The organism is Microbacterium galbum (assembly GCF_032464915.1).
Classification (GTDB): domain Bacteria; phylum Actinomycetota; class Actinomycetes; order Actinomycetales; family Microbacteriaceae; genus Microbacterium; species Microbacterium galbum.
Genome location: NZ_JAWDIS010000002.1, coordinates 666,596 through 690,211 on the forward strand (window position 1 = coordinate 666,596; position 23,616 = coordinate 690,211).

Annotated in this window: 22 protein-coding genes; 8 read left to right on the forward strand and 14 right to left on the reverse strand. The window is 71.8% G+C overall.

All coding sequences use genetic code 11. The features are described 5' to 3' along the window. Positions 1 to 13 precede the first annotated feature (13 nt). The 3 genes from RWH45_RS12430 to RWH45_RS12440 all read right to left on the reverse strand — a co-directional run bounded on the left by RWH45_RS12430 (position 14) and on the right by RWH45_RS12440 (position 3,597). Positions 14 to 1,657: a xylulokinase gene (locus RWH45_RS12430; RefSeq protein ID WP_315995195.1), complete on the reverse strand. Its 1,644-nt coding sequence runs from the start codon at positions 1,655 to 1,657 to the stop codon at positions 14 to 16. Beyond that, entirely contained in the window at positions 1,654 to 2,370 is a 717-nt protein-coding gene (locus tag RWH45_RS12435) for an L-ribulose-5-phosphate 4-epimerase (protein WP_315995196.1), read from the reverse strand. The genes RWH45_RS12430 and RWH45_RS12435 overlap by 4 nt, the downstream gene beginning before the upstream one ends. 243 nt (positions 2,371 to 2,613) lie before the next feature. Further along, entirely contained in the window at positions 2,614 to 3,597 is a 984-nt protein-coding gene (locus tag RWH45_RS12440) for a LacI family DNA-binding transcriptional regulator (protein WP_315995197.1), read from the reverse strand. Positions 3,598 to 3,663: 66 nt separating this feature from the next. Between RWH45_RS12440 and RWH45_RS12445 the strand changes: the two genes are divergently transcribed. After that, complete coding sequence (locus RWH45_RS12445) at positions 3,664 to 4,398, forward strand: hypothetical protein (RefSeq protein ID WP_315995198.1); 735 nt, start codon at positions 3,664 to 3,666, stop codon at positions 4,396 to 4,398. 13 nt (positions 4,399 to 4,411) lie between these two features. Here RWH45_RS12445 and RWH45_RS12450 read toward each other — a convergent pair whose 3' ends face one another. The 5 genes from RWH45_RS12450 to RWH45_RS12470 form a co-directional block, all read right to left on the reverse strand. After that, a complete protein-coding gene (locus RWH45_RS12450) occupies positions 4,412 to 4,561 on the reverse strand; it encodes a hypothetical protein (protein WP_315995199.1) in 150 nt (49 codons plus the stop codon). 164 nt (positions 4,562 to 4,725) lie between these two features. Next, the gene (gene xylB, locus RWH45_RS12455; protein WP_315995200.1) at positions 4,726 to 6,120 is read right to left on the reverse strand and encodes a xylulokinase; all 1,395 of its coding nucleotides are present in this window, start codon (positions 6,118 to 6,120) and stop codon (positions 4,726 to 4,728) included. 143 nt (positions 6,121 to 6,263) lie between these two features. Further along, the gene (gene xylA, locus RWH45_RS12460) at positions 6,264 to 7,451 is read right to left on the reverse strand and encodes a xylose isomerase (RefSeq protein ID WP_279366134.1); all 1,188 of its coding nucleotides are present in this window, start codon (positions 7,449 to 7,451) and stop codon (positions 6,264 to 6,266) included. Positions 7,452 to 7,553: 102 nt separating this feature from the next. Beyond that, positions 7,554 to 8,450 (reverse strand): esterase/lipase family protein, encoded by an 897-nt coding sequence (locus tag RWH45_RS12465; protein WP_315995201.1) that lies wholly within the window; start codon positions 8,448 to 8,450, stop codon positions 7,554 to 7,556. A gap of 168 nt (positions 8,451 to 8,618) precedes the next feature. Continuing rightward, entirely contained in the window at positions 8,619 to 9,104 is a 486-nt protein-coding gene (locus RWH45_RS12470; RefSeq protein ID WP_315995202.1) for a glutathione peroxidase, read from the reverse strand. A 210-nt stretch (positions 9,105 to 9,314) separates the two neighbouring features. Between RWH45_RS12470 and RWH45_RS12475 the strand changes: the two genes are divergently transcribed. Together RWH45_RS12475 and RWH45_RS12480 are read left to right on the forward strand one after the other, a co-directional pair. Next, complete coding sequence (locus RWH45_RS12475; RefSeq protein WP_315995203.1) at positions 9,315 to 10,475, forward strand: ROK family transcriptional regulator; 1,161 nt, start codon at positions 9,315 to 9,317, stop codon at positions 10,473 to 10,475. A gap of 100 nt (positions 10,476 to 10,575) precedes the next feature. Then, positions 10,576 to 11,823: a D-arabinono-1,4-lactone oxidase gene (locus RWH45_RS12480; RefSeq protein WP_315995204.1), complete on the forward strand. Its 1,248-nt coding sequence runs from the start codon at positions 10,576 to 10,578 to the stop codon at positions 11,821 to 11,823. Positions 11,824 to 12,054: 231 nt separating this feature from the next. Here the strand turns inward: RWH45_RS12480 and RWH45_RS12485 are convergent, their stop codons facing one another. After that, positions 12,055 to 12,783: an SDR family oxidoreductase gene (locus tag RWH45_RS12485; protein ID WP_315995205.1), complete on the reverse strand. Its 729-nt coding sequence runs from the start codon at positions 12,781 to 12,783 to the stop codon at positions 12,055 to 12,057. Positions 12,784 to 13,018: 235 nt separating this feature from the next. On the opposite strand from RWH45_RS12485, the gene RWH45_RS12490 reads away from it, so the two are divergent. The 5 genes from RWH45_RS12490 (at position 13,019) to RWH45_RS12510 (ending at position 18,302) form a co-directional block, all read left to right on the forward strand. Next, the gene (locus RWH45_RS12490; protein WP_315995206.1) at positions 13,019 to 13,717 is read left to right on the forward strand and encodes a nucleoside/nucleotide kinase family protein; all 699 of its coding nucleotides are present in this window, start codon (positions 13,019 to 13,021) and stop codon (positions 13,715 to 13,717) included. Beyond that, the gene (locus RWH45_RS12495; protein WP_315995207.1) at positions 13,714 to 14,490 is read left to right on the forward strand and encodes an ATP-binding cassette domain-containing protein; all 777 of its coding nucleotides are present in this window, start codon (positions 13,714 to 13,716) and stop codon (positions 14,488 to 14,490) included. Before RWH45_RS12490 ends, RWH45_RS12495 begins: the two co-directional genes overlap by 4 nt. After that, entirely contained in the window at positions 14,487 to 15,572 is a 1,086-nt protein-coding gene (locus RWH45_RS12500; protein ID WP_315995208.1) for an ABC transporter permease, read from the forward strand. The genes RWH45_RS12495 and RWH45_RS12500 overlap by 4 nt, the downstream gene beginning before the upstream one ends. Before the next feature lie 76 nt (positions 15,573 to 15,648). After that, the gene (locus RWH45_RS12505; RefSeq protein WP_315995209.1) at positions 15,649 to 16,638 is read left to right on the forward strand and encodes an ABC transporter substrate-binding protein; all 990 of its coding nucleotides are present in this window, start codon (positions 15,649 to 15,651) and stop codon (positions 16,636 to 16,638) included. Positions 16,639 to 16,838: 200 nt separating this feature from the next. After that, positions 16,839 to 18,302, forward strand: coding sequence for a mannitol dehydrogenase family protein (locus RWH45_RS12510; protein WP_315995210.1), 1,464 nt, complete (start codon positions 16,839 to 16,841; stop codon positions 18,300 to 18,302). A gap of 108 nt (positions 18,303 to 18,410) precedes the next feature. Here RWH45_RS12510 and RWH45_RS12515 read toward each other — a convergent pair whose 3' ends face one another. The 5 genes from RWH45_RS12515 to RWH45_RS12535 all read right to left on the reverse strand — a co-directional run bounded on the left by RWH45_RS12515 (position 18,411) and on the right by RWH45_RS12535 (position 23,477). Further along, positions 18,411 to 19,538, reverse strand: coding sequence for an alpha/beta hydrolase family protein (locus tag RWH45_RS12515; protein WP_315995211.1), 1,128 nt, complete (start codon positions 19,536 to 19,538; stop codon positions 18,411 to 18,413). After that, positions 19,535 to 20,461 (reverse strand): hypothetical protein, encoded by a 927-nt coding sequence (locus tag RWH45_RS12520; RefSeq protein ID WP_315995212.1) that lies wholly within the window; start codon positions 20,459 to 20,461, stop codon positions 19,535 to 19,537. The genes RWH45_RS12515 and RWH45_RS12520 overlap by 4 nt, the downstream gene beginning before the upstream one ends. Further along, entirely contained in the window at positions 20,455 to 20,955 is a 501-nt protein-coding gene (locus RWH45_RS12525; protein ID WP_315995213.1) for a hypothetical protein, read from the reverse strand. Before RWH45_RS12525 ends, RWH45_RS12520 begins: the two co-directional genes overlap by 7 nt. After that, a complete protein-coding gene (locus tag RWH45_RS12530; RefSeq protein ID WP_315995214.1) occupies positions 20,952 to 21,548 on the reverse strand; it encodes a helix-turn-helix domain-containing protein in 597 nt (198 codons plus the stop codon). Before RWH45_RS12530 ends, RWH45_RS12525 begins: the two co-directional genes overlap by 4 nt. Before the next feature lie 276 nt (positions 21,549 to 21,824). Beyond that, on the reverse strand, positions 21,825 to 23,477 hold the full coding sequence (locus RWH45_RS12535) for an alpha-amylase family protein (protein WP_315995215.1): 1,653 nt from the start codon (positions 23,475 to 23,477) through the stop codon (positions 21,825 to 21,827). Positions 23,478 to 23,616 lie beyond the last annotated feature (139 nt).

Below are 23,616 nucleotides of genomic sequence, written 5' to 3' on the forward strand. Positions count from 1 at the left end.
CCTTTTCGAGTGTTCAGAGGGATGCCACGGCGGCGGCCTCGACGGCGAGGCCTGCGCGGTAGCGGTCGAGGTAGGACGCGAAGCCGGCCACGTCGGCCGGCTCGGGGTCGGCGGTGAGGATCGGGGCGGTGGCGAAGACCGTCTCGCGCAGCCACTGGTCGAGGTCGCGGCCGGAGTCGTCGGCGACGTACGCGGCCAGCACGGCCATGCCCCACGCGCCGCCTTCCGAGGCGGTCTCGGCGACCGCGACCGGGGCGTCGAGGGCCGCCGCGAGGAAGCGCTGCGCGACGCCGGCCGTGCGGAACATGCCGCCGTGCGCGTACATGCGGTCGAGCTGCACCCCCTCCCCGTGCAGCACGTCCATGCCGAGCGCGAGCGTCCCGAAGACGCCGTAGAGCTGCGCGCGCATGAAGTTCGGCAGGGTCAGGCGGCTGTCGGGCGTGCGCACGACGAGCGGGCGCCCCTCGTCGAGACCCGCGATGGGCTCACCGGCGAGGTGGTTGTAGGCCAACAGCCCGCCGGCGTCGGGTTCACCCTCGAGCGCGGCGGAGAAGAGCGCCGCGTACGTGGCATCCGGGGTCTGGGGCGCGCCCGCCGCGGCGGAGAACGCGGTGAACATGTTCGCCCAGGCGGCCAGCTCGCTCGCACCGTTGTTGCAGTGCACCATCGCGACCGCGTCGCCCGAGGGCGTCGTGACGAGGTCGAGCTCGTGGTGCACCTCGCTGAGCGGGCGCTCGAGCACGACCATCGCGAAGATGCTCGTGCCGGCGCTGACGTTGCCGGTGCGGGGAGCCACGGCGCAGGTCGCGACCATGCCGGTGCCCGCGTCGCCCTCGGGCGGGGCGAACGGGATGCCGGGACGCAGGGTTCCGGTCGGATCGAGCAGGGCCGCGCCCTCGTCGGTGAGGTGCCCGGCGGCGGTACCCGCGACGAGCACGCGTGGCAGAAGGTCGTTCAGCGCGGGGACGCGTCCGGCAGCCAGGCCGTCGTAGCGGGCGACCAGGGCGGCGTCGTAGTCGCGCGTCGCGGAGTCGATCGGGAACATGCCCGAGGCGTCTCCCACGCCCAGCACCTTCTCGCCCGTCAGCGTCCAATGCACGTACCCGGCGAGGGTGGTGAGGAAGCGGATCTCGGGCACGTGGGGCTCCTCATCCACGACCGCCTGGTGCAGGTGGGCGATCGACCAGCGGAGTGGGATGTTCACGCCCAGGAGCTCGGTGAGTTCGACCGACGCCACACCGGTGTTGGTGTTGCGCCAGGTGCGGAAGGGAGCGAGCAGCTCGCCGTCGGCGTCGAACGCGAGGTAGCCGTGCATCATCGCCGAGACGCCCATCGCGGCGTAGCGCTCGGGGGTGACGCCGTACTGCTGCTGCACGTTCTGGACCAGGTCGGCGTAGGCGGCCTGGAGGCCCGCCCAGACGGCATCCAGGGAGTAGGTCCAGAGCTTGTCGGCGTAGACGTTCTCCCACTCGTGGGAGCCGGTGGCGAGCACCTCGGCATCGGGGCCGATGAGGCAGGCCTTGATGCGGGTGGAGCCGAGCTCGATGCCGAGGCTGGCCCGGCCTTCGGTGATGGATGCCGCGGTGTCGGCGCCGACGGCCCGGGCGCCGGTGGTCGCGGATCCGGTGCCCGCGGTGTCGGGGTTCTGCGCGTTCATCGGCGGTCGTCCGTGCTCTGTCCGTAGACGTTCTGGTAGCGGTTGTAGAGGGCGTCGATCTTGTCCTGCGGGATCGGGATGAGGGGGCCGGCCTCGCGCGCGATGTGCACGGTGCGGGCGACGTCCTCGAGCATGACCGCGGCCTTGACGGCGTCCTTCGCGTTCGTGCCGATCGTGAAGGGGCCGTGGTTCTGCATGATGACGCCGCGCGAGCGGTGGCCGCGCAGGGTCTCGACGATGCCGCGGCCGATCGAGTCGTCGCCGATGATCGCGAAGGGGCCGACCGGGATGGGGCCGCCGAACTCGTCGGCCATGGCGGTGATGACGCAGGGGATCTCCTCGCCGCGAGCCGCCCAGGCGACGCCGTAGGTGGAGTGCGTGTGGACGACTCCGCCGACCTCGGGCATGTTCCGGTACACGTAGGCGTGCGCGGCGGTGTCGCTCGAGGGGCTCCGCTCACTGCCCGGGGTGCCCGGGATCGCGTTGCCGTCGAGGTCGCAGAGGATCATGTTCTCGGGGGCGAGGTCGTCGTACGAGACACCCGACGGCTTGATGACGAACAGGTCGGCGCCGGGAACGCGGCCCGAGACGTTGCCGCCGGTCCAGACGATGAGGTTGTAGCGCACGAGCTCGGCGTGCAGCTTCGCGACGTCGACGCGGAGGGCGTCGATCGCCTCCTGCACCTCGGGCGCGAACGGGGCGGCTTCGGACACGCGGGTCTCCTTCGACTCTGTCGGTGGCGGATTGCGCCTGTCATGTTACCGGTAACATCGCCCGGTGGCGAGCCCTCCTGCCCGTCGACCGGCCGGGCCCGCCCCTCGTGGGCTCCCCGCGGCTCCCCGGTCCGGGCGCGGTTCTCGCTGCAGGGCGGAGAACCTGCGCCCTGACGAGAGGAGCGCGCCCCGAACCGCCGTGAAGACGGATGCCGGTGCGACGCGCCTCCCGGCGCGCGGCGATCAGCTCGGGGCCGCCCCGCGCGGCGCCGCCGTCGAGGCCCGCGGCACCAGGACGGGGTCGGCCGGCGGCTCGGCGACCTCGCCGAGCACGGTCGCCACGGCCTCCGCGGCCTCGCCCTCGACGTCAAGACGCACCGTGGTGAGCGCGGGCGTGTAGAACGCGGCATCCGGGTTGTCGTCGAAGCCGGCGACCGAGACGTCGCCGGGAACGGCGAGCCCCCGCTCGACCAGCCCCGCGACGAGGCCGAGAGCCATCTGGTCGTTCGCGACGGCGACCGCGGTCGCGCCCGCGCGGACGAGGTCGGCGACGGCGCCGGCGATCGCGGATCCGGACGCGGCGCTCCAGTCCCCCTCGACGCAGCCGTCGCGCTCGACGCCTCGACGATGCAGCGCGTCGGCGACGCCCCGGGTACGCGCGCGCGCCTCGCGCCAGTCGGCGGGACCGGCGACCTCCACGATCCGGCCGTGGCCGAGGTCGACCAGATGATCGACGATGAGCGCGGCCGCGGCGCGCTGGCGCGACCCCGACTCGCCGTACAGCGGCACGAGCGGCACGTCGTAGCCCTCGAGCGAGGTCGCACCGTGGGCGGCGACCAGCACGATGCCGTCGACGCCCTGGTCGAGCAGGTGGCGCACCGCGGCGTCGATGTCGGCCGGGTCGTCGGAGTCGGTGTACGCGGTCGAGATCCAGCGCCCCCGCCCTCGCGCCGCCCTCTCGAGCGCCGCGATCCCCGCCGACGGCCCGTGCAGGACGGCGTCGGACGCCACGACCCCCACGGTGCGCGTCTGGCTCGTGCCGAGAGCGCGGGCGGCGTTGTTCACGCGGTAGTCGAGGGCGGCGACCGCGTCGAGCACGCGTTCGCGAGTGACGTCGCGGATACCGGGGTAGCCGTTCAGCACCCGCGAGACCGTCTGCGTCGAGACGCCCGCCGCTGCCGCGACCTCGCGGACGCCGATGCGTTTCGCCCCGGTGTCGCCGCTCATGGTGACTCACAGTAGCGGCGCGCAACCCCCTCGGCGTGCACCGGGTTCGTGAGGTGCTCTCGGAGCGTGACCACGACCACCGGCATCCCGTCCGTCCGCCGATCGCCGCTCGCGCGCGCGATCGGGTCGGCTCTGTCCGCGGCCTTCGGCCTCCTGCAACGAGTGAGGCACCCCCGTCCGATCCACAGCCGTGGCGTGGTGCTGAGCGGAGAGATGCGGTGGATCCCGGATGCCGCACCCTCCGGCATCGCGTTCATCGACGACGCCCCGGGCAGTCCGGTCCGGGTCGTCGCCCGCGTCTCGCGATCGCTCGGGCTGCCCGCGCCTCTGCCCGACATCATCGGTCTCGCGCTGAGGATCGACGTCGACGGCACCGCCTGCGACCTCGAGCTCGCCTCCACGGGGTGGAACGTGCCCGGGCGCTTCCTGCTGCTGCCGCACCGTCGGCCGGAGCGCGCCCGCCTGGGGACGCTGCTGCCGTACCGCGGACCGCGCGGACCCGTCGTGCTGATCGCCCGGACGCGGCGGGGGCGTCCCCCGGCGACCGATCCGCGAGAGCTGCCCGGGCACGACGACTCCGCCTGGACGCTCACCGTCGCTCATGCCACTCCGGCGGGCCCGTGGCATCCGTTCGCCGTCCTCGAGCTGCGACGGGATGCCGACCAGGACGACCACGGTCTGCGCTTCGACACGGTCCGGCGGCCGATCCCGGGCGCTCGGGCATACCGCTGGGTGAGCGCGCTCCGTCAGCCGTCGTACGAGCGGGTGCAGCCGGCGGAAGGCGCCGCCCGGACGCCGTGACCGCCGCGCCCCCTCAGCCCGCCGCCGCCGGGATGTACCGCGGCAGCCCGCCGATCTCGCCCGCGCGGGCCCAGGTCATCCCCTCGACCTCGACGAGGGGCTCCGCCTCGTCCACGTCGACGTCGCGCTGGAAGGCCGGGGACTCGAGTCGGATGCGCACCATGCGGCGACGCTAGGGCGCCTCAGGCCGAGGCGGTGAGGGTCTTGACGCACGACACCGGGAGCGCTCCCGTGAAGAACCCGCCGACGCCCCCCTTACAAGGCGTCGACGGGTCCGGTCCTACTCTGACGTATTTCGGCCGCCCGAATCCACTGCGAATCGCGCGATCAGCTCTCCTGGGCGCGCAGGGCCGCCACCGCGTCGTAGCGCGCCCGGATCTGCGGGCGGTGGTCGGGCTCGACCGCCCGGGTCGTGGCCACCGTCCACTCGACCGGTCCACCCGCCCGCACGCCCGCGGCCTGGCGCGCCGCACCGAGCGCGACATACTCCCCCGCCGCCGGCACGACGATCTCGGCGTCGAACACCTGCGCGGCGATGCGCGCCACCCCGTCGTTGGCCGCCGCCCCGCCGATCAGCAGCACGCGGCGCACCTCGACGCCCTGCGCCTGGATCGCCTCGAGACCCACGGCCAGGCCGCTGAGCATCCCCTCGATCGCCGCGCGCGCGAGCGTCGGACGGTTCGTGGATGCCAGGGTCAGGCCGGTCAGCGAGGCCTGGGCGTTCGGCAGGTTCGGGGTGCGCTCGCCCTCGAACCACGGCACGAGCACCACGCCGTCGGCCCCCGGCTCGGCCTGCAGCGCCAGAGCGCCGAGCTCGTCGTGCGTGACGCCGAGCAGGCCCGCGAACGCGTCGAGCACGCGCGCGGCATTGAGGGTCGCGACCAGGGGGAGGAACTTCCCGGTCGCGTCGGCGAAGCCGGCGACCGTCCCGGTGGTGTCGCGACTCGGGGTGTCGGATACGGCGAACACCGTGCCCGACGTGCCGAGCGACACGACGACGTCGCCCACCCCCGCGCCGAGGCCGAGGGCCGCGCCGGCATTGTCCCCGGCGCCGGGGCCCACGAGAGCCCCGCCCGGGAGCGTCCCGGCGCTCTCCCACGGTCCCAGTACGCGCGGGCGCACCGCGTCGTGACCGAGGGCGCGCACGAAGAGGTCGTCGTCGTATCCGCCGGCGCCCCAGTACGCCGTGCCGGACGCGTCGGAGCGATCGGTGACCAATTCTTCGAGCACCGCGTTGCCCGGACCGAACCCGCGAAGGCGCCAGGTGAGCCAATCGTGCGGCAACGCGACCGCGGCCACGCGCGCAGCGTTGTCGGGCTCGGCATCCCGCAGCCAGCGCAGCTTCGTGCCGGTGAACGAGGCGACCGGCACCGCACCCGTGCGCTCGGCGAACTCGGCCGCGCCGACCTCGTCGATGAGGTCGCGTGCAGCCGGGGCCGACCGCGTGTCGTTCCAGAGCAGGGCGTCGCGGATGACGGCCCCCTCGGCATCCAGCGCGACCATGCCGTGCTGCTGCCCGGCGATCGAGACCGCGGCGATGTCGTCGAGCCCGCCCGCTCGGGCGATGGCGTCCTGCAGCGCGATCCACCATGCCTCGGGGTCGACCGAGGTTCCGGCGGGATGCGATGCGCGCCCCTCACGCACCACGCGCCCGGTCTCGGCGTCGACGACGACGACCTTGCACGACTGCGTCGACGAATCGACTCCCATGACGAGCGCCATGCTCACTCCCTCTGTTCGCGCCGCAGCGGTGCGGCATCCCGTTCAGTGTCCACGACACGCCGTGCCGCGCGAGGCGATGCGGCGTGTCGTGGACACTCGACGGAAAGGGGCCCGGATGCCGTGGCATCCGGGCCCCGCGGGGCTCAGCGCGCGCCGAGCAGGTGCTCGGTCGCGAGCTGCTGCAGGCGGACGAAGCCGAAGCCCTTGCCGCCGAGGTACGCGTCGGTGTCGAAGTCCTCGTAGGCCGAGCGGTCGGCGAGGAAGTCGTCGTAGGTCTCGCCCTCGTTGAGCGTCGGCTGCGCGAGCTCGGCGACCTTCGCGGCCTCCAGGGCCTCCTGCACCTCGGGGTCGGCGCGGAAGGCCGCGGCGCGCTCCTTGAGCAGCAGGTAGGTGTTCATGTTGGCCGACACGGAGTCCCAGACACCGGTCTCGTCCTCGGTGCGCGAGGGCTTGTAGTCGAAGTGACGCGGTCCGTCGTAGGCGGGCACGCCGCCGGGGCCGCCGTTCTCGAGCAGATCGACGAGCGCGAAGGCGTTGTGCAGGTCGCCGTGGCCGAACACGAGGTCCTGGTCGTACTTGATGCCGCGCTGACCGTTGAGGTCGATGTGGAAGAGCTTGCCGTGGTACAGCGCCTGGGCGATGCCGGCGGCGAAGTTCAGTCCCGCCATCTGCTCGTGGCCGACCTCGGGGTTCAGGCCCACGAGCTCGGGGCGCTCGAGCGAGTCGATGAACGCGATCGCGTGTCCGAGGGTCGGCAACAGGATGTCACCGCGGGGCTCGTTGGGCTTGGGCTCGATGGCGAAACGGATGTCGTAGCCCTTGTCGGTGACGTAGTCGCCGAGGAGGTTCACGGCCTCGCGGTAGCGCTCGAGCGCCTGACGGATGTCCTTCGCGGAGTCGTACTCGGCACCCTCGCGACCACCCCACATGACGAACGTCTTCGCCCCGAGCTCGGCGGCGAGGTCGAGGTTGCGCAGCACCTTTCGCAGCGCGAAACGACGCACCTGGCGGTCGTTCGAGGTGAAGCCGCCGTCCTTGAAGACGGGGGCCGAGAAGAGGTTGGTGGTCACCATCGGCGTGACGATGCCGGTGTCGCTCATCGCGCCCTTGAGGCGGTCGATCTGCTTCTGGCGCTCGGCGTCGGTCGAGCCGAAGGCGAAGAGGTCGTCGTCGTGGAACGTCAGGCCGTAGGCGCCGAGCTCGGCGAGCTTCTCGACGACGTGCACGACGTCGAGGGGCTCACGCGTGGGGCCGCCGAACGGGTCGGTGCCGTTGTAGCCTACGGTCCAGAGTCCGAACGAGAACTTGTCATCGCGGGTGGGGGTGGGCATTCCTGCTCCTTCGCATGGAGACGCACGAGTGCGCGGTGACGCGCGCCGGGTTTGTTGGTGCTCACAACATATACCCCGGATGCCACGGCGTCCAGCCCCGCGTCAGTCGCCGAGCGCGGCATCCACCACCGCGAACACCGCGGGGTCCCAGGTCAGGGCGCGCTCCCACGGCAAGCCGAAGGCCTCGGCGAAGAAGATGCTGTGCACGTGGTCGCCGAACGAATGGCGTTCGACCTTCGGCAGCACCGTCGTGGGCACCTCGTCGGCACGGCCGCTCGTGAGCGACACGAGGCCGTCATGCGGCCACAGCTGCGCCGGCTCGCTCGCCGCCGAGAAGTAGCCCGCGCCGACCGCGGTGACCGGGATGCCGTCGAGCACCCCCGCCTGCGCGTCGTTCCAGCCGCGCAGGAACCGGCGCGAGACCTCGGCCGCCGCCCCCTGGGAGTTGGCATCGGCGTACGGACGCGCCTCGGCGAAGATCTGCCGCGTGGCGGGGTCGCCGTGCGCATCGGCCTCCGAGAGCTCGCCGTCGAGCAGGTCGCCCAGCACCGAGCCGTCCCACGGGGTGCCGAGGGTCACCAGATGCTCGATGCGCGGGCCGCCGCCCCCGAGCTCGCGGATCGCGGCGCGCGAGAACAGCCCGCCCATCGAGTGACCGACGAGGTCGACGCTCCCGACCTCCCGCTCGTCCGCGAGCCACCGCAGGAAGGCGGCGAGCGCCACCCCCGCGTCGTCGACACGACCGACCGCGTTGATCGTCACCCCGGCCGGCAGCACGACGGGTACGTCGTCGAAGCCCTGCCACCCGGCATCCTCCCGCACCTCCCCCGCACCGATGCGGGCGGGAGCGGTGAAGACCCGGATGCCGCGTGCCACGAAGTGCGCGCGCAGTGCGGTCATCGTGTTGCCCGCCGCGAGCCCCGCGGCCGCGGCGCGCTCGGGGTCGGTGTACGGGGTGACGGCGGCTCCGCCGGAAACGAGGACGACGGCATCGGCCATGACGGCTCCTTCGAAGGTCGGGTTCCCGGTCAGGATAGGGCAGCCGTCGGGCGCCGTTTCCCCCCTCGAGTGTCCAGTACACGCCGTGTCGGCCGAGGCGCGACGGCGTGTTCCGGACGCTCGACGAGGTGCGAGCGCGGGAGGGCGGGCGCCGGCGCAGGGAGCGGGTCAGCGCGGGAGGGCGTCCTCGATCGCGGCGACGACCTCCGGCGCGTCGGGCAGGGTGCGCGGGCTGAACCGCGTCACCCGCCCGTCGGGGGCCACGACGAACTTCTCGAAGTTCCACGAGATGCGGCCGGTCTTACCCTCGGCATCCGGGGTCGAGGTCAGCTCCTTGTACAGCGGGTGGGCGTTCCGGCCGTTGATCTTGACCTTCTCCGACATCGGGAAGGTGACGCCCCACGTGGCGGAGCAGTATTCGGCGATCTTGTCCTCATCGCCGAGCTCCTGAAGGAACTGGTTGCTGGGGAAGCCGATGACCGTGAACCCGCGGTCGGCGTACTTCTTGTGCAGCGCCTCGAGCGCCTCGTACTGCGGCGCGAGCCCGCACCTCGAGGCGACGTTGACCACGAGCGCCGCCTTGCCGTCGGTCAGGTCGCCGAAGGTCGTCTCGTCGCCGCGGATGGTCGTGATGGGGATGTCGGAGAGGTCCATGCGTCGATCCTGGCACCGCCCGCTTTGCCCGGGGTGGGAATGCGCGAGTCGCGACGATCGGGAGGTGGACGCCCTCGCCGGGGGAAGCGCCGCGCGCCGCCGCTCGCCCCTCGGGAGGGCGTGCACACGCGAAGTCGCGGCTCGCCGGGCTCCCGGGACGGACGGGAAGAGTGCCACGGTCGGACGCCGACGGCATGGCACAGTGGTCGGATGGTCACCGAGGGCACCCGCGGCGACGGCATGCGCCGCGCCAACCTGTCGCTGGTGCTGCGCACGGTGCACCGCCAGGGTCCGCGTTCCCGGGCCGCGCTCACCGAGGCAACGGGCCTGAATCGCTCCACGATCGCCGACCTCGTGGGCGACCTGCAGCGATCGGGACTCGTCGTCGAGCGCGCATCCGACGCGCAGGGACGCGTCGGTCGCCCCTCCCCCATCGTCGCGCCCGACCCGCGGGTGGTCGCGATCGCCGTCAACCCCGAGGTCGACGCCCTCGACCTCGGCGCGGTCGCCCTCGACGGCACGATCGTGGCGCGCGAGCGACTCGAGCAGACCGAACTGCTCACCCCCGAACGCACCGCCGAGCTGGTCGGCGCGCACCTCGCACGGTGGCGGGGCGACGTCCTCACCGACGCCCGCATCGTCGGGGTCGGCGTCGCGGTCCCGGGCCCCGTGCGCGCCGCCGACGGCGTCGTGCGCGAGGCTCCGCACCTCGGCTGGATCGACGCCCCGCTGCCCTCTCTCATGACGGATGCCACGGGCCTGCCCGCCCACGTCGGCAACGACGCCGCACTCGGCGCCCTCGCCGAGCACCTCTTCGGCGCCGCGCGCGGGGCGCACGACGTGGTCTACCTGAACGGCGGCGCGAGCGGGATCGGCGGCGCGGTGATCGTGGGCGGGGTGCCGCTGGGAGGCGCGGGAGGGTACGCCGGCGAGTTCGGGCAGAACCGTCCCGGCATCGTCGATCCCCGCGACCGCCGGGCGGTCGACGGCGTGCTCGAGGACGAGGTCAGTCGCGCGCTCCTGCTCGCGGCGGTCGGGCTCGACAGCGCCGACGAGGCGACGCTCTCCGCGGCTCTGGGCTCCGCCGACTATCCGGCCGTTCGCGCGGAGATCGCGCGCCAGCGACGGATCCTCGCGACCGCTCTCGCGAACGCGGCGAACGTGATGAACCCGGCGGTGATCGTGCTCGGCGGCTTCCTCGCGACCCTGGCCGAGCTCGATCTGGCGGGACTCGACGACGCCGTGCGCGCGCAGACCCTGCCCGCGTGCGCGGAGGGTCTGCGCCTGGCGGCCGCGGAACTCGGCGAGGACCGCCTGCTCGTGGGCGCGGCCGAGGCCGTCTTCGAGGCCGCCCTGTTCCCCGCCCGTTGAGGGCTCTGCACGGAACGAAACCCTTCCCGAAACCGTCCGCGCGGGCATCGACGTCGCGCGTCCGGGTCATGATGGGTGGGCGACGACGCGAGGAGACACGATGACCGAGACACGAGCCGCCGGAGCAACCTGGTCGGGCAATCACCACTATCGCGCCGCCGAGGTGCTGCTGCCCGCCGACGCGGGCGAGCTCGCCGAGGTCGTGGCATCCCGTCCGGCTCTGCGCGTGCAGGCGACGCGCCACACCTTCAACGACATCGCCGACGCCGACGGCGCCCTCGTGTCGCTCGAGCGGATGCCGACGCGCGTCGACGTCACCGACGACCGCGTGCGCGTCGAGGGTCTCGTCACGTTCGCGCAGCTCGCCCCCATGCTCGAGGCCGAGGGACGCGCCCTGCACAACCTCGGATCGCTCCCCCACATCTCGGTCGCCGGGGCCGCCGCCACCGGAACGCACGGGTCGGGCATGGGCAACGGCAACCTCTCGAGCGCCGTCACGGCCCTCGAGATCATGGATGCCGACGGCCGCACGCACCACATCGACCGGGGCCACCCGTGGTTCGGGGCCGCGGCCCTGGGGCTCGGCGCCTTCGGCGTCGTCACGGCCGTCGAGCTGCGCACCGTCCCGTCGTACACGGTCGTGCAGCAGGCGTTCACGGGCGCCGCCTGGGACGACCTCGTGTCCGATCCGGCGACGGTGTTCGGCGGTTCGCGCAGCGTGAGCGTGTTCACGACGTGGGGAGACCCGGCCGACGACCTCGTGTGGGCCAAGAGCGACACCGGGGCGCCGACGTGGGTCGAGGAACTCGGGGGCCGCGCGGTCGGGGACGACCTGCACCTCGGGCGCATCCGCACGCTCGACAACACCACCGAGCGCGGAACCCCGGGGCCGTGGCACACCCGTCTGCCGCACTTCCGCGCCGACGCACTGCCCAGCGACGGCGACGAGATCCAATCGGAGTACTTCGTGCCGATCACGGCGGCCGCCGAGGCACTGGCGGCCGTGCGCGCGATCGCCCCCTCCTTCGACGCCCACCTGCTGGTGACCGAGCTGCGCACGGTGGCCGCCGACGGTCTCTGGCTCAGCCCGGCATTCGAGCGCGACGTGCTCGCGATCCACTTCACCTGGCGCAACGACACCGACGGCGTACTCGGGGTGCTGCCGCACATCGAGCGGGCCCTGGCGCCCTTCGACGTGCGTCCGCACTGGGGGAAGGCGTTCACGATGCCCGGCGAGGCGGTGCGCGCGACGCTGCCCCGAACCGAGGACTTCCTCGCCGCGGCGCGCGAGGCGGACCCGCGCGGGGTCTTCCGCAACGCCTACCTGGAGCGCACGCTCGGCCTGTGACCACGGGCGCGGGCGAAGGTCCCTGAGCCCGGCGAAGGGACCGCAACCCCCGGAGGCTTCGACAGGCCCAGCCTCCTCGCGTCACCACCGCGAACCCAGGTCCCCGAGCCCGTCGAAGGGACCGCAATCCCCGGAGGCTTCGGCATGCTCAGCCTCCTCGCGTCGCGACCTCCGCGCGCCGAGACCGCGAAGCGGCGCCGCCCACCGCGGCGCCGCTCCGTGGCATCCGGATCAGCGGCTGGAGTAGCCGCCGTCGATCGGGAGCGAGACGCCGGAGATCATGCCGGCCCCGTCGCTGAGCAGGAAGACGATCGGGGCGGCGATGTCGTCCTCGGTCGCCCACTTGTGCAGCGGCATGGCCTCGAGGAAGGGGCCCTCGATGTCGGGACGACCCCAGTACCAGGCCGACATCGGCGTCATGACGACCGTGGGGTTCACGCTGTTGACCCGGATGCCGTAGCCGCCGAGTTCGAGGGCGGACACGCGCGTGATGTTGTCGAGGGCCGCCTTCGACGAACCGTACGAGATGTGTCCGGTGAGGGCGACGAGGCTGGCCTGGCTCGAGACGTTGACGATCGCGCCGCCCTTGCCGACGCGGATCATCTCGCGCGAGGCGTACTTGGTCACCAGCAGCGAGCCGCGGGCGTTGATGCTCATGACCTTGTCGAACACGTCGATGTCGGTCTCCATGGGTGTCGCGATCTCGCCGCCCCACCCGCCGCAGTTCACGACGCCGTAGAGGTCTCGGCCCTCGATCGCGGAGCGGATCTCGTCCTCGGATTCGAGGTCGAACACGACGGGCTCGGCTCCGGTCTCGGCGGCGATCGCCTCGACGCTGTCAGCCGTGCGGCCGGCGGCGAGCACGGTGGCGCCAGCGGCGACGAGGTGTCGCACGGTCGCCCCGCCGATACCGCCACCGGCTCCGGTGACGAGGATGGTGCGGTCGGTGAATTCGGTCATGGGAGGGCTCTTTCGCGGGTCCTGAGGGCGGGGACGACGTCGGTGTCGTCGCGGCCCATGATAACCACAGAATCCCGCGTATGACTTCGGTGTCATGACGAATTGATCACGGGTGTTGACACCGGTGTCACGGTGGGCTTACCGTAACCAACGTTCGACCGGTGGACAGCTCCACCGGACCGCTCCACCGGCGCAGCACTCCGACGTGCGGCGTCCCCGGAAGGACCACACCGCCGTGACCCGCACCTCGCAGAACGCCGCACCGATCGCCACCGCGACCGTGCACCTCGACGACCTCGTCGAGCGTGCGCGGCTGCTCGCGGCATCGGGCGAGCGCCGCGTGCTGGGACTCGCGGGAACCCCCGGCGCCGGCAAGTCCACCGTGAGCGACGCGCTGCTCGCCGCGCTCGGCTCCGACGCGGTGCTGGTCGGGATGGACGGATTCCATCTCGCGAACGAGGAGCTCATCCGCCTCGGTCGCCGCGACCGCAAGGGCGCCCCCGACACGTTCGACGTCGACGGCTACGTGGCCCTGCTCGACCGCATCCGCGCCGGGCACGAGGTCTACGCGCCGCGCTTCGATCGGGACCTCGAGGAGTCCATCGGCTCCGCGGTTCTGGTGCCCGCCGACGTTCCGCTCGTCATCACCGAGGGCAACTACCTGCTGCACGAGGGATTCGGGTGGGATGCCGTGGCATCCCGTCTCGACGAGGTCTGGTTCCTCGACATCGAACCCACCGCGCGCCGCGAGCGGCTCGTCGCCCGCCGCCTGTCCCACGGCCACCCCCATGACGATGCCGTCGCCTGGGTCCGCGACGTCGACGAGGCGAACGCCCTCGTCGTCGAGCGCGGCCGCCACCGCGCCGACCTCGTCGTCACCGTCTCCGACACCCCCGCCGGGGGCGCCGGCCACCACGAAGGAGCTTCCTCATGAGCACCACCACGGCTGTGCCCGTGCTGCAGGCGCGCGGTCTGTCGCGCCAGTTCGGATCCGTCCGCGCCCTCAACAACGTCGACTTCGAGGTCTACCCCGGCGAGGTCACCGCCCTCATCGGTGACAACGGCGCAGGGAAGTCGACTCTCGTGAAGGCCCTGTCGGGCAACCTCGCCATCGACGAGGGAGAGATCCGGTTCGACGGATCGCCGATCGACATGTCCAACCCCCAGGTCGCCTCGTCGCTCGGCATCGAGACGGTCTATCAGGACCTCGCGCTCGCGCCCCACCTCGACCCCGTGCAGAACATGTACCTCGGCCGCGAGATCCGTCGCCCGGGGCTGGCCGGTGCCCTCGGCTTCATGAAGACGAAGGACATGGCGAAGGCGTCGCGCGCGGCGTTCGACGAGCTCGGCGCCACGGTGCGCAGCCTGACCTCGCCCGTCGGCGAGATGTCGGGCGGCCAGCGTCAGGCGATCGCGATCGCCCGCGCCGTCCACTGGGCGTCGCGCGTCGTCTTCCTCGACGAGCCCACCGCGGCCCTCGGCGTGCGTCAGACGAAGAACGTGCTCGAGACGATCCGCCGTGTGCGCGACAAGGGCATCGCCGTGGTCTTCATCTCGCACTCGATGCCGCACGTCATCGACGTCTCCGACCGCATCCAGGTGCTGCGACTCGGGACCCGCGTCGCGAACATCCAGGCCGCGGACACCTCCATGGAAGAACTCGTCGGGCTCATGACCGGCGCCGTCACGAAGGACGACCAGAAGTGAGCGTCAAGACCCCTCCCACCGAGACCGTCGCGATCGGCACGTTCGACGACAACCAGAAGGTGAACCCGGTCCGCCGGATCCTGCGTACGCAGGCCTTCCAGATCCTCCTCGTGCTGCTGGCGATCATCATCGTCTTCAGCATCATCGCGCCCGACTCGTTCGCGCAGTGGACCAACTTCCGTCTCATCATCCAGAACGCCTCGATCCTCGCGGTGCTCGCCGTCGGCATGACCTACGTCATCATCACCGCCGGCATCGACCTCTCGGTCGGGTCGGTCCTGGTCTTCTCCGGCGTCGTCGCGGCCATCGTCATGCGGGCGATGGGCGGCGAGGGCTGGGGCGTCGCGATCGTCGGCATCCTCGTCGCGATCCTCAGCGGCGTGTGCTGGGGGCTGCTGAACGGGTTCCTCATCGCCAAGGCGAAGATCCCGCCGCTCATCGTCACCCTCGGCTCGCTCGGCATGGCCCTCGGTCTCGCGCAGATCCTCACCGGCGGTGTCGACATCCGCGATGTGCCGACCGTGCTGACGGTGTCGATCGGCTACGGCAACGTCTTCGGCAGCGTCCCGATCATCAGCGTCATCGCCCTCGTGGTGGTCGCGATCGGTGCGATCGTGCTGCACTACACGCGCTTCGGCCTCTACACGCTGGCGGTCGGGTCGAGCGAGATCGCCGCCCGTCGCGTCGGCGTCAAGGTCGACGCGCAGCTGATCAAGATCTACACGATCTCCGGCGCTCTGGCCGGGCTCGGCGGCATCCTGTCGCTCTCGCAGTTCTCCACGACCGCGATCGCCGGCCAATCGCAGACCAACCTCAACGTCATCGCGGCCGTCGTGATCGGTGGCACGTCGCTCTTCGGCGGCGTCGGCACGATCATGGGCACCGTCGTGGGTCTGTTCATCCCGGCGGTGCTGCAGAACGGCTTCGTCATCACCGGTGTCCAGCCGTTCTGGCAGCAGGTCGCCGTCGGCGCGGTGCTGATCACGGCGGTGTACGTCGACCAGGTGCGCCGCACCGCCGCCACGCGCGGCAACTCGCAGGGCCTCTGGCGCAAGTTCCTCAGCGGAGGTCGGCGCGGCTGAGCCGCGGCGGCATCCATTCCCTCTCCACCCCTTACCCAACCCGACAGCAAGAACTCACAACAGAACGGTGATCACGATGAAGTGGAACAAGAAGGCGACCGCCCTGACGGTCTTCGGCATGGCCGCGACCCTGACTCTCGCGGGCTGCTCCGGTGGCACGGCCTCGGGCGGTGCGTCCGGCGGCTCCGACGGCGGCTACAAGATCGCGTTCGTGCAGGGCGTCGCCGGAGATGAGTTCTACATCTCCATGCAGTGCGGCATCGAAGCCGAAGCCAAGACCGAGGGCGCCACCGTCACCACTCAGGGCCCGGAGAAGTTCGACCCGACCCTGCAGAAGCCGATCGTCGACGCCGTCGTGGCGTCGAAGCCCGACGCGCTGCTGATCGCGCCGACCGACGTGTCGGCCATGCAGGCACCCATCGCGGCAGCCGAGGCCGCGGGCATCAAGGTCGTCCTCGTCGACACGACGCTCGAGGACCCCTCGGGAGCCGTGTCGCAGATCTCCTCCGACAACGAAGGCGGCGGAGCTGCCGCATTCGAGGCGATCCAGAAGGCGAACCCCAACGGCGGCAAGGTGCTCGTCGTCTCGACCGACCCCGGCGTGTCCACGACCGACGCCCGCGCCCAGGGCTTCGAAGACGCCGTCGCGAAGGACAGCAAGTTCGAGTCGGTGGGTGTGCAGTACTCGCACAACGAGCCCTCGACCGCGGCCGAGATCGTCACCGCCGCGCTGCAGAAGGACCCCGACATCGTCGGTATCTTCGCCGCCAACCTGTTCGCCGCCGAGGGTTCCGCGACGGGTGTGCAGCAGGCCGGCAAGCAGGGTTCGGTCACGATCGTCGGCTTCGACGCCGGTCCCGCCCAGGTCAAGGCCCTCGAAGCCGGAACCGTCCAGGCCCTCGTCGCGCAGGAGCCCGCCACCATCGGCTCCGACGGCGTCAAGCAGGCCATCGCCGCACTGAAGGGCGAGTCCACCGAGGAGAAGATCCAGACCGGCTTCACCATCCTCACCAAGGACAACATCAACGGCGACGGCAAGGACGCGGTCTACAAGTCCTCCTGCTGACCCACCTCGGATGCCGGGACCCCCGCACACGCGTGAGGGTCCCGGCATCCACCCCTCCCCTTCCCCGGTTCGGGGCGGCTTCCTCACCTCGGGGCGCGTACCTCACGCCCCACGTGATGAAACACGTCCCGAACCCCGGGGCACCCCCCGACGCGACGAGCACGCCCCGAACCTCCCGCCCCACCCACACGGAGCCCCGCATGACCGAACTCACCGCCGCCGCCCTCCCCTCCCTCGCGGCGGACGTCTCCGTTCCGACCTACGACAGGTCGGCCGTGCGCTCGCGCATCGTGCACGTCGGCGTCGGCGGGTTCCACCGCGCCCACGAGGCGATGTACCTCGACAGGCTCCTGGAGGCCGGGCGCGGCGACTGGGGACTGTGCGGGGTCGGGGTGCTGCCGTTCGACGCCGCGATGCGCGACGCCCTCGCCGCCCAGGATCGGCTCTACACGCTCGTCACCACCGCTCCCGACGGGTCGTCCGCGGCCCGCGTCGTCGGCTCGATCGTCGACTACCTCTTCGTCCCCGACGACCCCGAGGCGGTCGTCGCCAAGCTCGCCGATCCCGACACCGCGATCGTCTCGCTCACGATCACCGAGGGCGGCTACGGCATCGACGACGCCACCGGCGGCTACGCTCCGCGCGACGAACCCACCCTCGCCGACCTCGACGGGGCCCTGCCTCCGCGGAGCGTGATGGGCCTGCTGACCGAGGGGCTCCGCCGACGGAGGGATGCCGACATCCCGGCCTTCACGGTCATGTCGTGCGACAACATCCAGGGCAACGGCCACGTTGCGCGCGCCTCCCTGCTCGGGTTCGCCGAGCGTCTCGACCCGGAACTCGCCGCCTGGATCGCGCAGAACGTGTCGTTCCCCACCTCCATGGTGGACCGCATCACCCCGGTCACCACCGACGAGACGCGCGCGTCCATCGCCGAGGAGTTCGGCGTCGACGACCGCTGGCCCGTGCGCTCGGAGTCGTTCGCCCAGTGGGTGCTCGAAGACGCCTTCCCCCTGGGGCGTCCGGCCTTCGACGAGGTCGGCGTGCAGCTGGTCCAGGATGTCGAGCCGTACGAGCTCATGAAGCTGCGGCTGCTGAACGCGTCGCACCAGGCGATGAGCTACCTCGGCATCCTGTCGGGCGCGCACTACGTGCACGAGGTGTGCACCGACGAGCTGTTCGTCGCGTTCCTGCAGGGCTACATGCACGCCGAGGCGATTCCGACGCTGCGACCGGTGCCCGGGATCGACCTCGACGCCTACTGCGACGAGCTCATCGCGCGCTTCGGCAGCGAGGCCATCCGCGACACGCTCGCGCGTCAGGTCGTCGACGGCTCCGACCGGCTCCCCAAGTTCTTGTTGCCCGTCGTCCGAGAGCAGCTCGCCGCCGGGGGCCGGATCGACCACGCGGCCCTCGTGCTCGCGGGGTGGAGCGTGTTCCTCGAGGGGCGCACCGAATCGGGCGAGGAGACCCCCGCGGTCGACAGTCGGCTCGACGAGCTGCGGGCCATCGTGGCCGACGACCCGGCGGCGCTGCTCGACTACGCGCCCGTCTTCGGCGACCTCGGGCAGGACGCGCGGCTGCGCGAGGCCTATCTCGCCGCCCGCGCGCTGCTGGCCGAGCGCGGCGCGCGCGGTGCGATCGCGGCGGTCGTCGACGCCTGAGTGCTGCGGCGGCCGCGACTCGGTCGAACCGAGGTCGCTGAGCCCGTCGAAGCCACCGGAACCCGCCACGCCCCCGGTCCCTCCGCCAAGCTCGGGACCTTTTGCGGCTCAGCGGGCGCAGAGCCAGCGGGCGATCGCGTCGTGGAAGCGCTCGGGCTCCTGGTTGGCCTCGTTGCAGTGACCGGTGGCGTCGAAGGCGACCAGCTCGGCATCCGGATGCCGTTGGACGAACGCCACCGATCCCGAGAACGGCACGACCGGATCGACGCGGCTGTGCAGGATGATGGTCGGCACCCCCGGCGCGGGCCGGCCCTCGCCCACCCACGTGAGGGCGCGCGCGTCGACCGACTCGACGAGGCCGAGGGCCCGCGCCCCGATGCGGCTCGCGAGCACGCGCATCGACGCGGCGGCGACCGTGCGGGGCAGGTGCGCGTTCGCGACGGCGTTGTCGACCACCCGGGGCCAGTCCAACGCCGGCGCGACGAGGACGAGTCCGGCGATCGCCTCGCGGTGCGCCGAGTGCTCGAGCGCGAGCATCGCGATCGTGCCGCCCATCGACCAGGCCACGAGCACGATCTCCACGGCACCACGCGCGAGGGCGTACGCGATCGCGTCGTCGACGTCGCGCCACTCGCGCGTTCCCAGGGTCGAGGGCAAGGCGTCGGCGGGGGCGCACTCCTCGTCGCCGGCGTACGACACCACGAGCGCCATCCATCCGGCATCCACCGCCGCCGGCGCCGAGCGAAGCGCTCCGTTGCGGCTGGAGCGCAGCCCGTGCACATGGATGGTCCAGCGGCCGTCGGCGGTGTCGGGGTCGCCGATCTCCCACGCCTCGGCGACGCCGCCGCGCCGCAGCGGCACGGAGACGTGCCGCGTGGGCCCGACGTCTTCGGGGGAACCGATGCTCTGCGAGGTCCAGGTCGCCACGGCCTCACCGTCGACGAGTCCGTCGGGACGCGACGCGAGCTCGCGCACGACCCGGTCCTTCCCGACGCGCAGCGGTTCGCCGACGACCACGTGCCGACCGTCGTCGAGCCACAGGCCGTAGGTGCCCGGCTCGCGGCTCTCGAGCGTGGCCGGCACGGTGACCGTGCCGCCCGCGAAGGTCACGGGTGCGTAGACCTTGGCGGCGCGCGGGGCGATGAGTCTTCGCGCGACGTAGCCGGCGAGCGCGGTGTGGGCGAGCGCCACGGTGGCGACGGCGATGCCCGTGCCGAGGGCGAGGGGGCGGATCATGGGCGGGCTCCCGTGGATCGGCGGGTGAGGTGGGCGTCGACGTCGTCGAGGAGCTCGCGCTCCTGAGCGCTCAACGGCGACGAGGTGGCGATGGCGTCGTCCTCGACGGCCACGCGCAGGGCGTGCAGGCGCGTGTCGACGAGGGGGTCGTCGGCGAGGCCCGGCAGGCCCGCGACACCGCGCCGCCGGGCCACGGCGCCGAGATCCTCCAGCAGCGCCTCGCCCCGCCGACGGATGCGGCCGGTCACGCGCGAGGCGCGGAAGATGCCGATGACGAAGGCGAGCACGCCGAGGTAGAAGAGCGGGTCGAAGAGCGCGCTCACGATCGGAACGGGGGCGAAGAAGCGCGTCAGGGTGAGATCGGCGATCTCGCTCACGCAGCCCAGCACGATCCCGATCGCCCCGGCCCGGAAGAACCAGCGCACACCCGGGAGCGAGACGTGGGCCGAGACGCACAGCAGCACCCCGACCAGGGCGATGCCCGCCATGTGGACCACCCCGTAGACCCACGCGCCCGTCGAAGTGGCGGCGGCGTCCTCGATGAAGCGGAACGATGTCGGCCCGCGCTCGGGCAGGGCGACGAAGAACACGACGGCGAACACTCCCGCGAGCAGCGCCGGGAAGCGCCAGCGCAGTGTCGAGACGCGCGCCGTCACGGGGGCGATCCCGGCCTGGATGCCGAGCCACAGCGCCACCATCGTGAGCACGCCCTGCACGAGCTTGAGGATGTTCGTGCCCCCGAGCAGGCCGTCGAGCACACCGAGCGGGATGACCGTGCCCTGGGTCAGCAGTGCGATGGCGCCGACCAGGCCGGCGAGCCATGCGATGCGCGCCCGCGGCTGACGCCGAGCGGCGCGCGCGCGGCCCACCACGAGCAGCAGCAGCGCGACGAGGGCCGCGTCGATGAGGAGAACGGTCACCACGATGACTCGGCCACCCGGGGGCTCGCGTAAAGCAGGCGGGAGATGCGGTGGGCGACGTGCTCAGCGACGAGTTCGGCCTCGACTTCCGGCGTCGTCAGCGTCGGATCGTCGTACGGCGTGATCGAGGAGCGTTCGCGTGCACCCCGCTCGTGGAGGGCGCCGGTGCAGTGCGCGTCGTCGAGCAAGTGGCCGAGCTCATGCGAGGCGGCGAACTGGCTGTACAGCGCCGCATCCGATGCGCGCACGTGGATGCTCGCCTCTCCCCTGTCGGCGAACAAGGTGAGGTAGCCGGTGAGGGTCCCCCATCCGCTCGTGTCGGTCTCGCGGATCACCCGGAGACGGATGCCGACGGCTCGCTCGACCGCTCGCACCACGTCGTCGAACCCCATGTCGGCCGTCAATCGCGCACGGGCGATCGCCCGATCGGCTCGCGCCCGCACTCTCGCCTGCATGTCCTCCGCAGCCACCGCTCTCCCCCCGTCGCGGTCGCTCATGTCGCCGGCGGCCTGCTTCGCAGCGACTGGGCGATGGCGCGCAGGGCGTCGGGCGACATCTCGCCGAGAGCCCGGAACTGGATGCTGCTGGCTCCGGCCTCGCGCATCGCGTCGCGCAGGTCGAGCTCGGCATCCGTTCGATCCGTCACCGCGGCATCGGTGTAGTCGGTGAGGTACTCGGTGGGCACGTCGCCCCAGTGGGTGATGAGCCGCAGGACCTCTTCGTCGAGCACCACGCTCGTCGCGCCCTCCGCGAGCAGCGCGCGCGCTCCGTCCGCGGCCTGCGGGTCGATGTCGTCGAGGTGCGCGAGCAGGTCGTCGGCGGTGGCGGTCTGCGCGGAGATGAGTCGTCGGACGCGGGATGCCAGGGGCCCGGCCGGCACGCGCATCTCGACCCGCGGCGCCGTGTCGGGGCTGGCGAGGTCCTCGGGCGTGACGCCGAGCGCCACCGCGAGGGCTTCCAGATCGTTGGTGTTGTACGGCAGCGACAGGCCGGCGCGCGACTGGTAGTAGCTCTTCGTCATTCCGGCGCGGCTGAGCAGCTCGCCGACGGTGAGCCCCTTGGCCCTCCGCAGGCGATCCACGTTCGCCACCACTCGACGGGAGTACCGGGAGGGTGGTCCGACTGCGCCGCGACCCACAGTCCGATCGTAGACGACCCTCCGTTTCACCTACGGTCGTATTTACAATCACCCCTCGGGTGCTAATTACGACACGCTGTGCTTGTATGGATCAGACCGCGCGCGGGGCGGACGTGGGGGAACACCTGCGCGCGAGCGATCGGGAGAGGCTTCCCGATCCGGTCGGTGACGGGCGCGGCACCATTGGGGGGTGCCGCGCCCGATCACTTCCGCCTGCCCCCGCGTGCGTCAGGCGATGCGCCGCTCCCCCGGCCGGATCACCCGCCACCACCGGTAGCCGTACCCGTCGAGCGACACGTCGAATCCGGATCCGTCGAGCGTCTCCGCCCCCGCCGCATCGTCGAGCAGGTTCACCACACGCCATTGCTCGGCATCCGCCCCCTCGATCTCGAGGCGGAACGTGCGCCCGTCGGGTGCGAAGTTGTGCGCCGCGACGAACAGGCCCAGCTCACTGGTGAGCGAGTGCGCGAGCACGCAGCTGTGGGGTTGATCCAGGATGCCGAACTCCCCCCATCCGATCTCGGGCGAGGCGCGGTAGTGACGCACGAGGTTCTGCACGAATCTGAGCATCGAGTCAGGATCGTGACGCTGCTGGGCGACGTTGACGTGCTGCGGCCCGAACCCGCCCGGAACGATGTCGGCGATGAGGTCGTCGGCCGTCGAGAAGCCGGCGTCGGGGGCGCCCGTCCATTGCATGGGCGTGCGGACGGCGGCGCGACTGCCCTCGATCTCGGGGTTCTCTCCCATGCCGATCTCCTCGCCGTAGTACAGCACGGGCGCTCCCGGCAGCGAGAACATGAGGCTGTAGACCATGCGGATGCGGCGCGGATCGCCCTCGAGCATCGCCGGCAGCCGCCGCGTGATCCCCCGCCCGTGGATGCGCTGCCCCGGCTCCGGGGCGAAGGCGGTGAAGACCTCTTCGCGCTCGGCCTCCGACAGCTGATCGAGGGTGAGTTCGTCGTGGTTGCGCACGAAGTTGCCCCACTGGTTTCCCCGGGCGATCTCGGGCCGCGACTCCAGCGCCTCCCGCAGCGGCGCGGCGTCCTGACGCGCGAGGGCGAGGTAGAGCCGCTGATTGGCGACGAAGTCGAACTGCATCGTCAGCTCGTCGCCGTCGGCGTCGCCGAAGAAGCGCAGCTGCTCGTCGTAGGGGAGGTTGACCTCGCCGAGCATCATGGCGTGACCGCTGCGGCGCGAGACGTAGCCCCGCAGCGCGCGGAGGAAGTCGTGCTCGGGGCCCTCGTCGCCGTCGATGAGGTGGGGCACGGCATCCACGCGGAAGCCGTCGATGCCGAGCTCGAGCCAGAAGCCGATGACCTTGGCGATCTCCTCGCGCACCTCCGGATGGTCGGTGGCGAGGTCGGGCTGGTGCCGGTAGAACGAGTGCTTGTAGTACTGCCCGGCGGTGTCGTCGAAGAACCACACCCCGTCCTCGACGTCGGGGAACATGCTCGCCGGAGCGTCGTCGGGCACCTCGTCGCGCCACTGGTAGAAGTGGCGGTAGCGGCTGTCGGGGCTCTGCCGCGCCTGCTGGAACCACGGATGCCGGTCGGAGGTGTGGTTCACGACGAGGTCGACGATCACCCGCATGCCGCGGTCGTGGGCGGTGCGCAGCACCTCGACCATGTCGCCGGGCGAGCCGTACCGCGCATCGACGCCGTAGTAGTCCTCGATGTCGTAGCCGTTGTCGCGCTGCGGCGAGGGGTAGAACGGCGCGAGCCACAGGCACGTCACCCCGAGTTCGGCGAGGTGGTCGAGCCGCTGCGCGAGGCCGCGCAGGTCGCCCACGCCGTCGCCGTCGGCATCCAGATAGGTCTTGACGTCGAGGTTGTAGAAGACGGCGGTCTTCCACCACAGGTCGCTGGTGTCGGTGAGCCTCACGACGTCACCTCCGTCCGAGCGGCGGTGCGGCGTTCGGAGCGCGGGAAGGTCGTCATCGGAGCCCTCTTCTCGGGAGCGGTGGCGTTCTCTGACTGCCTTTCCTATCGCGCCCGCCCGATCGTGGACGGGCTCTTGCCCC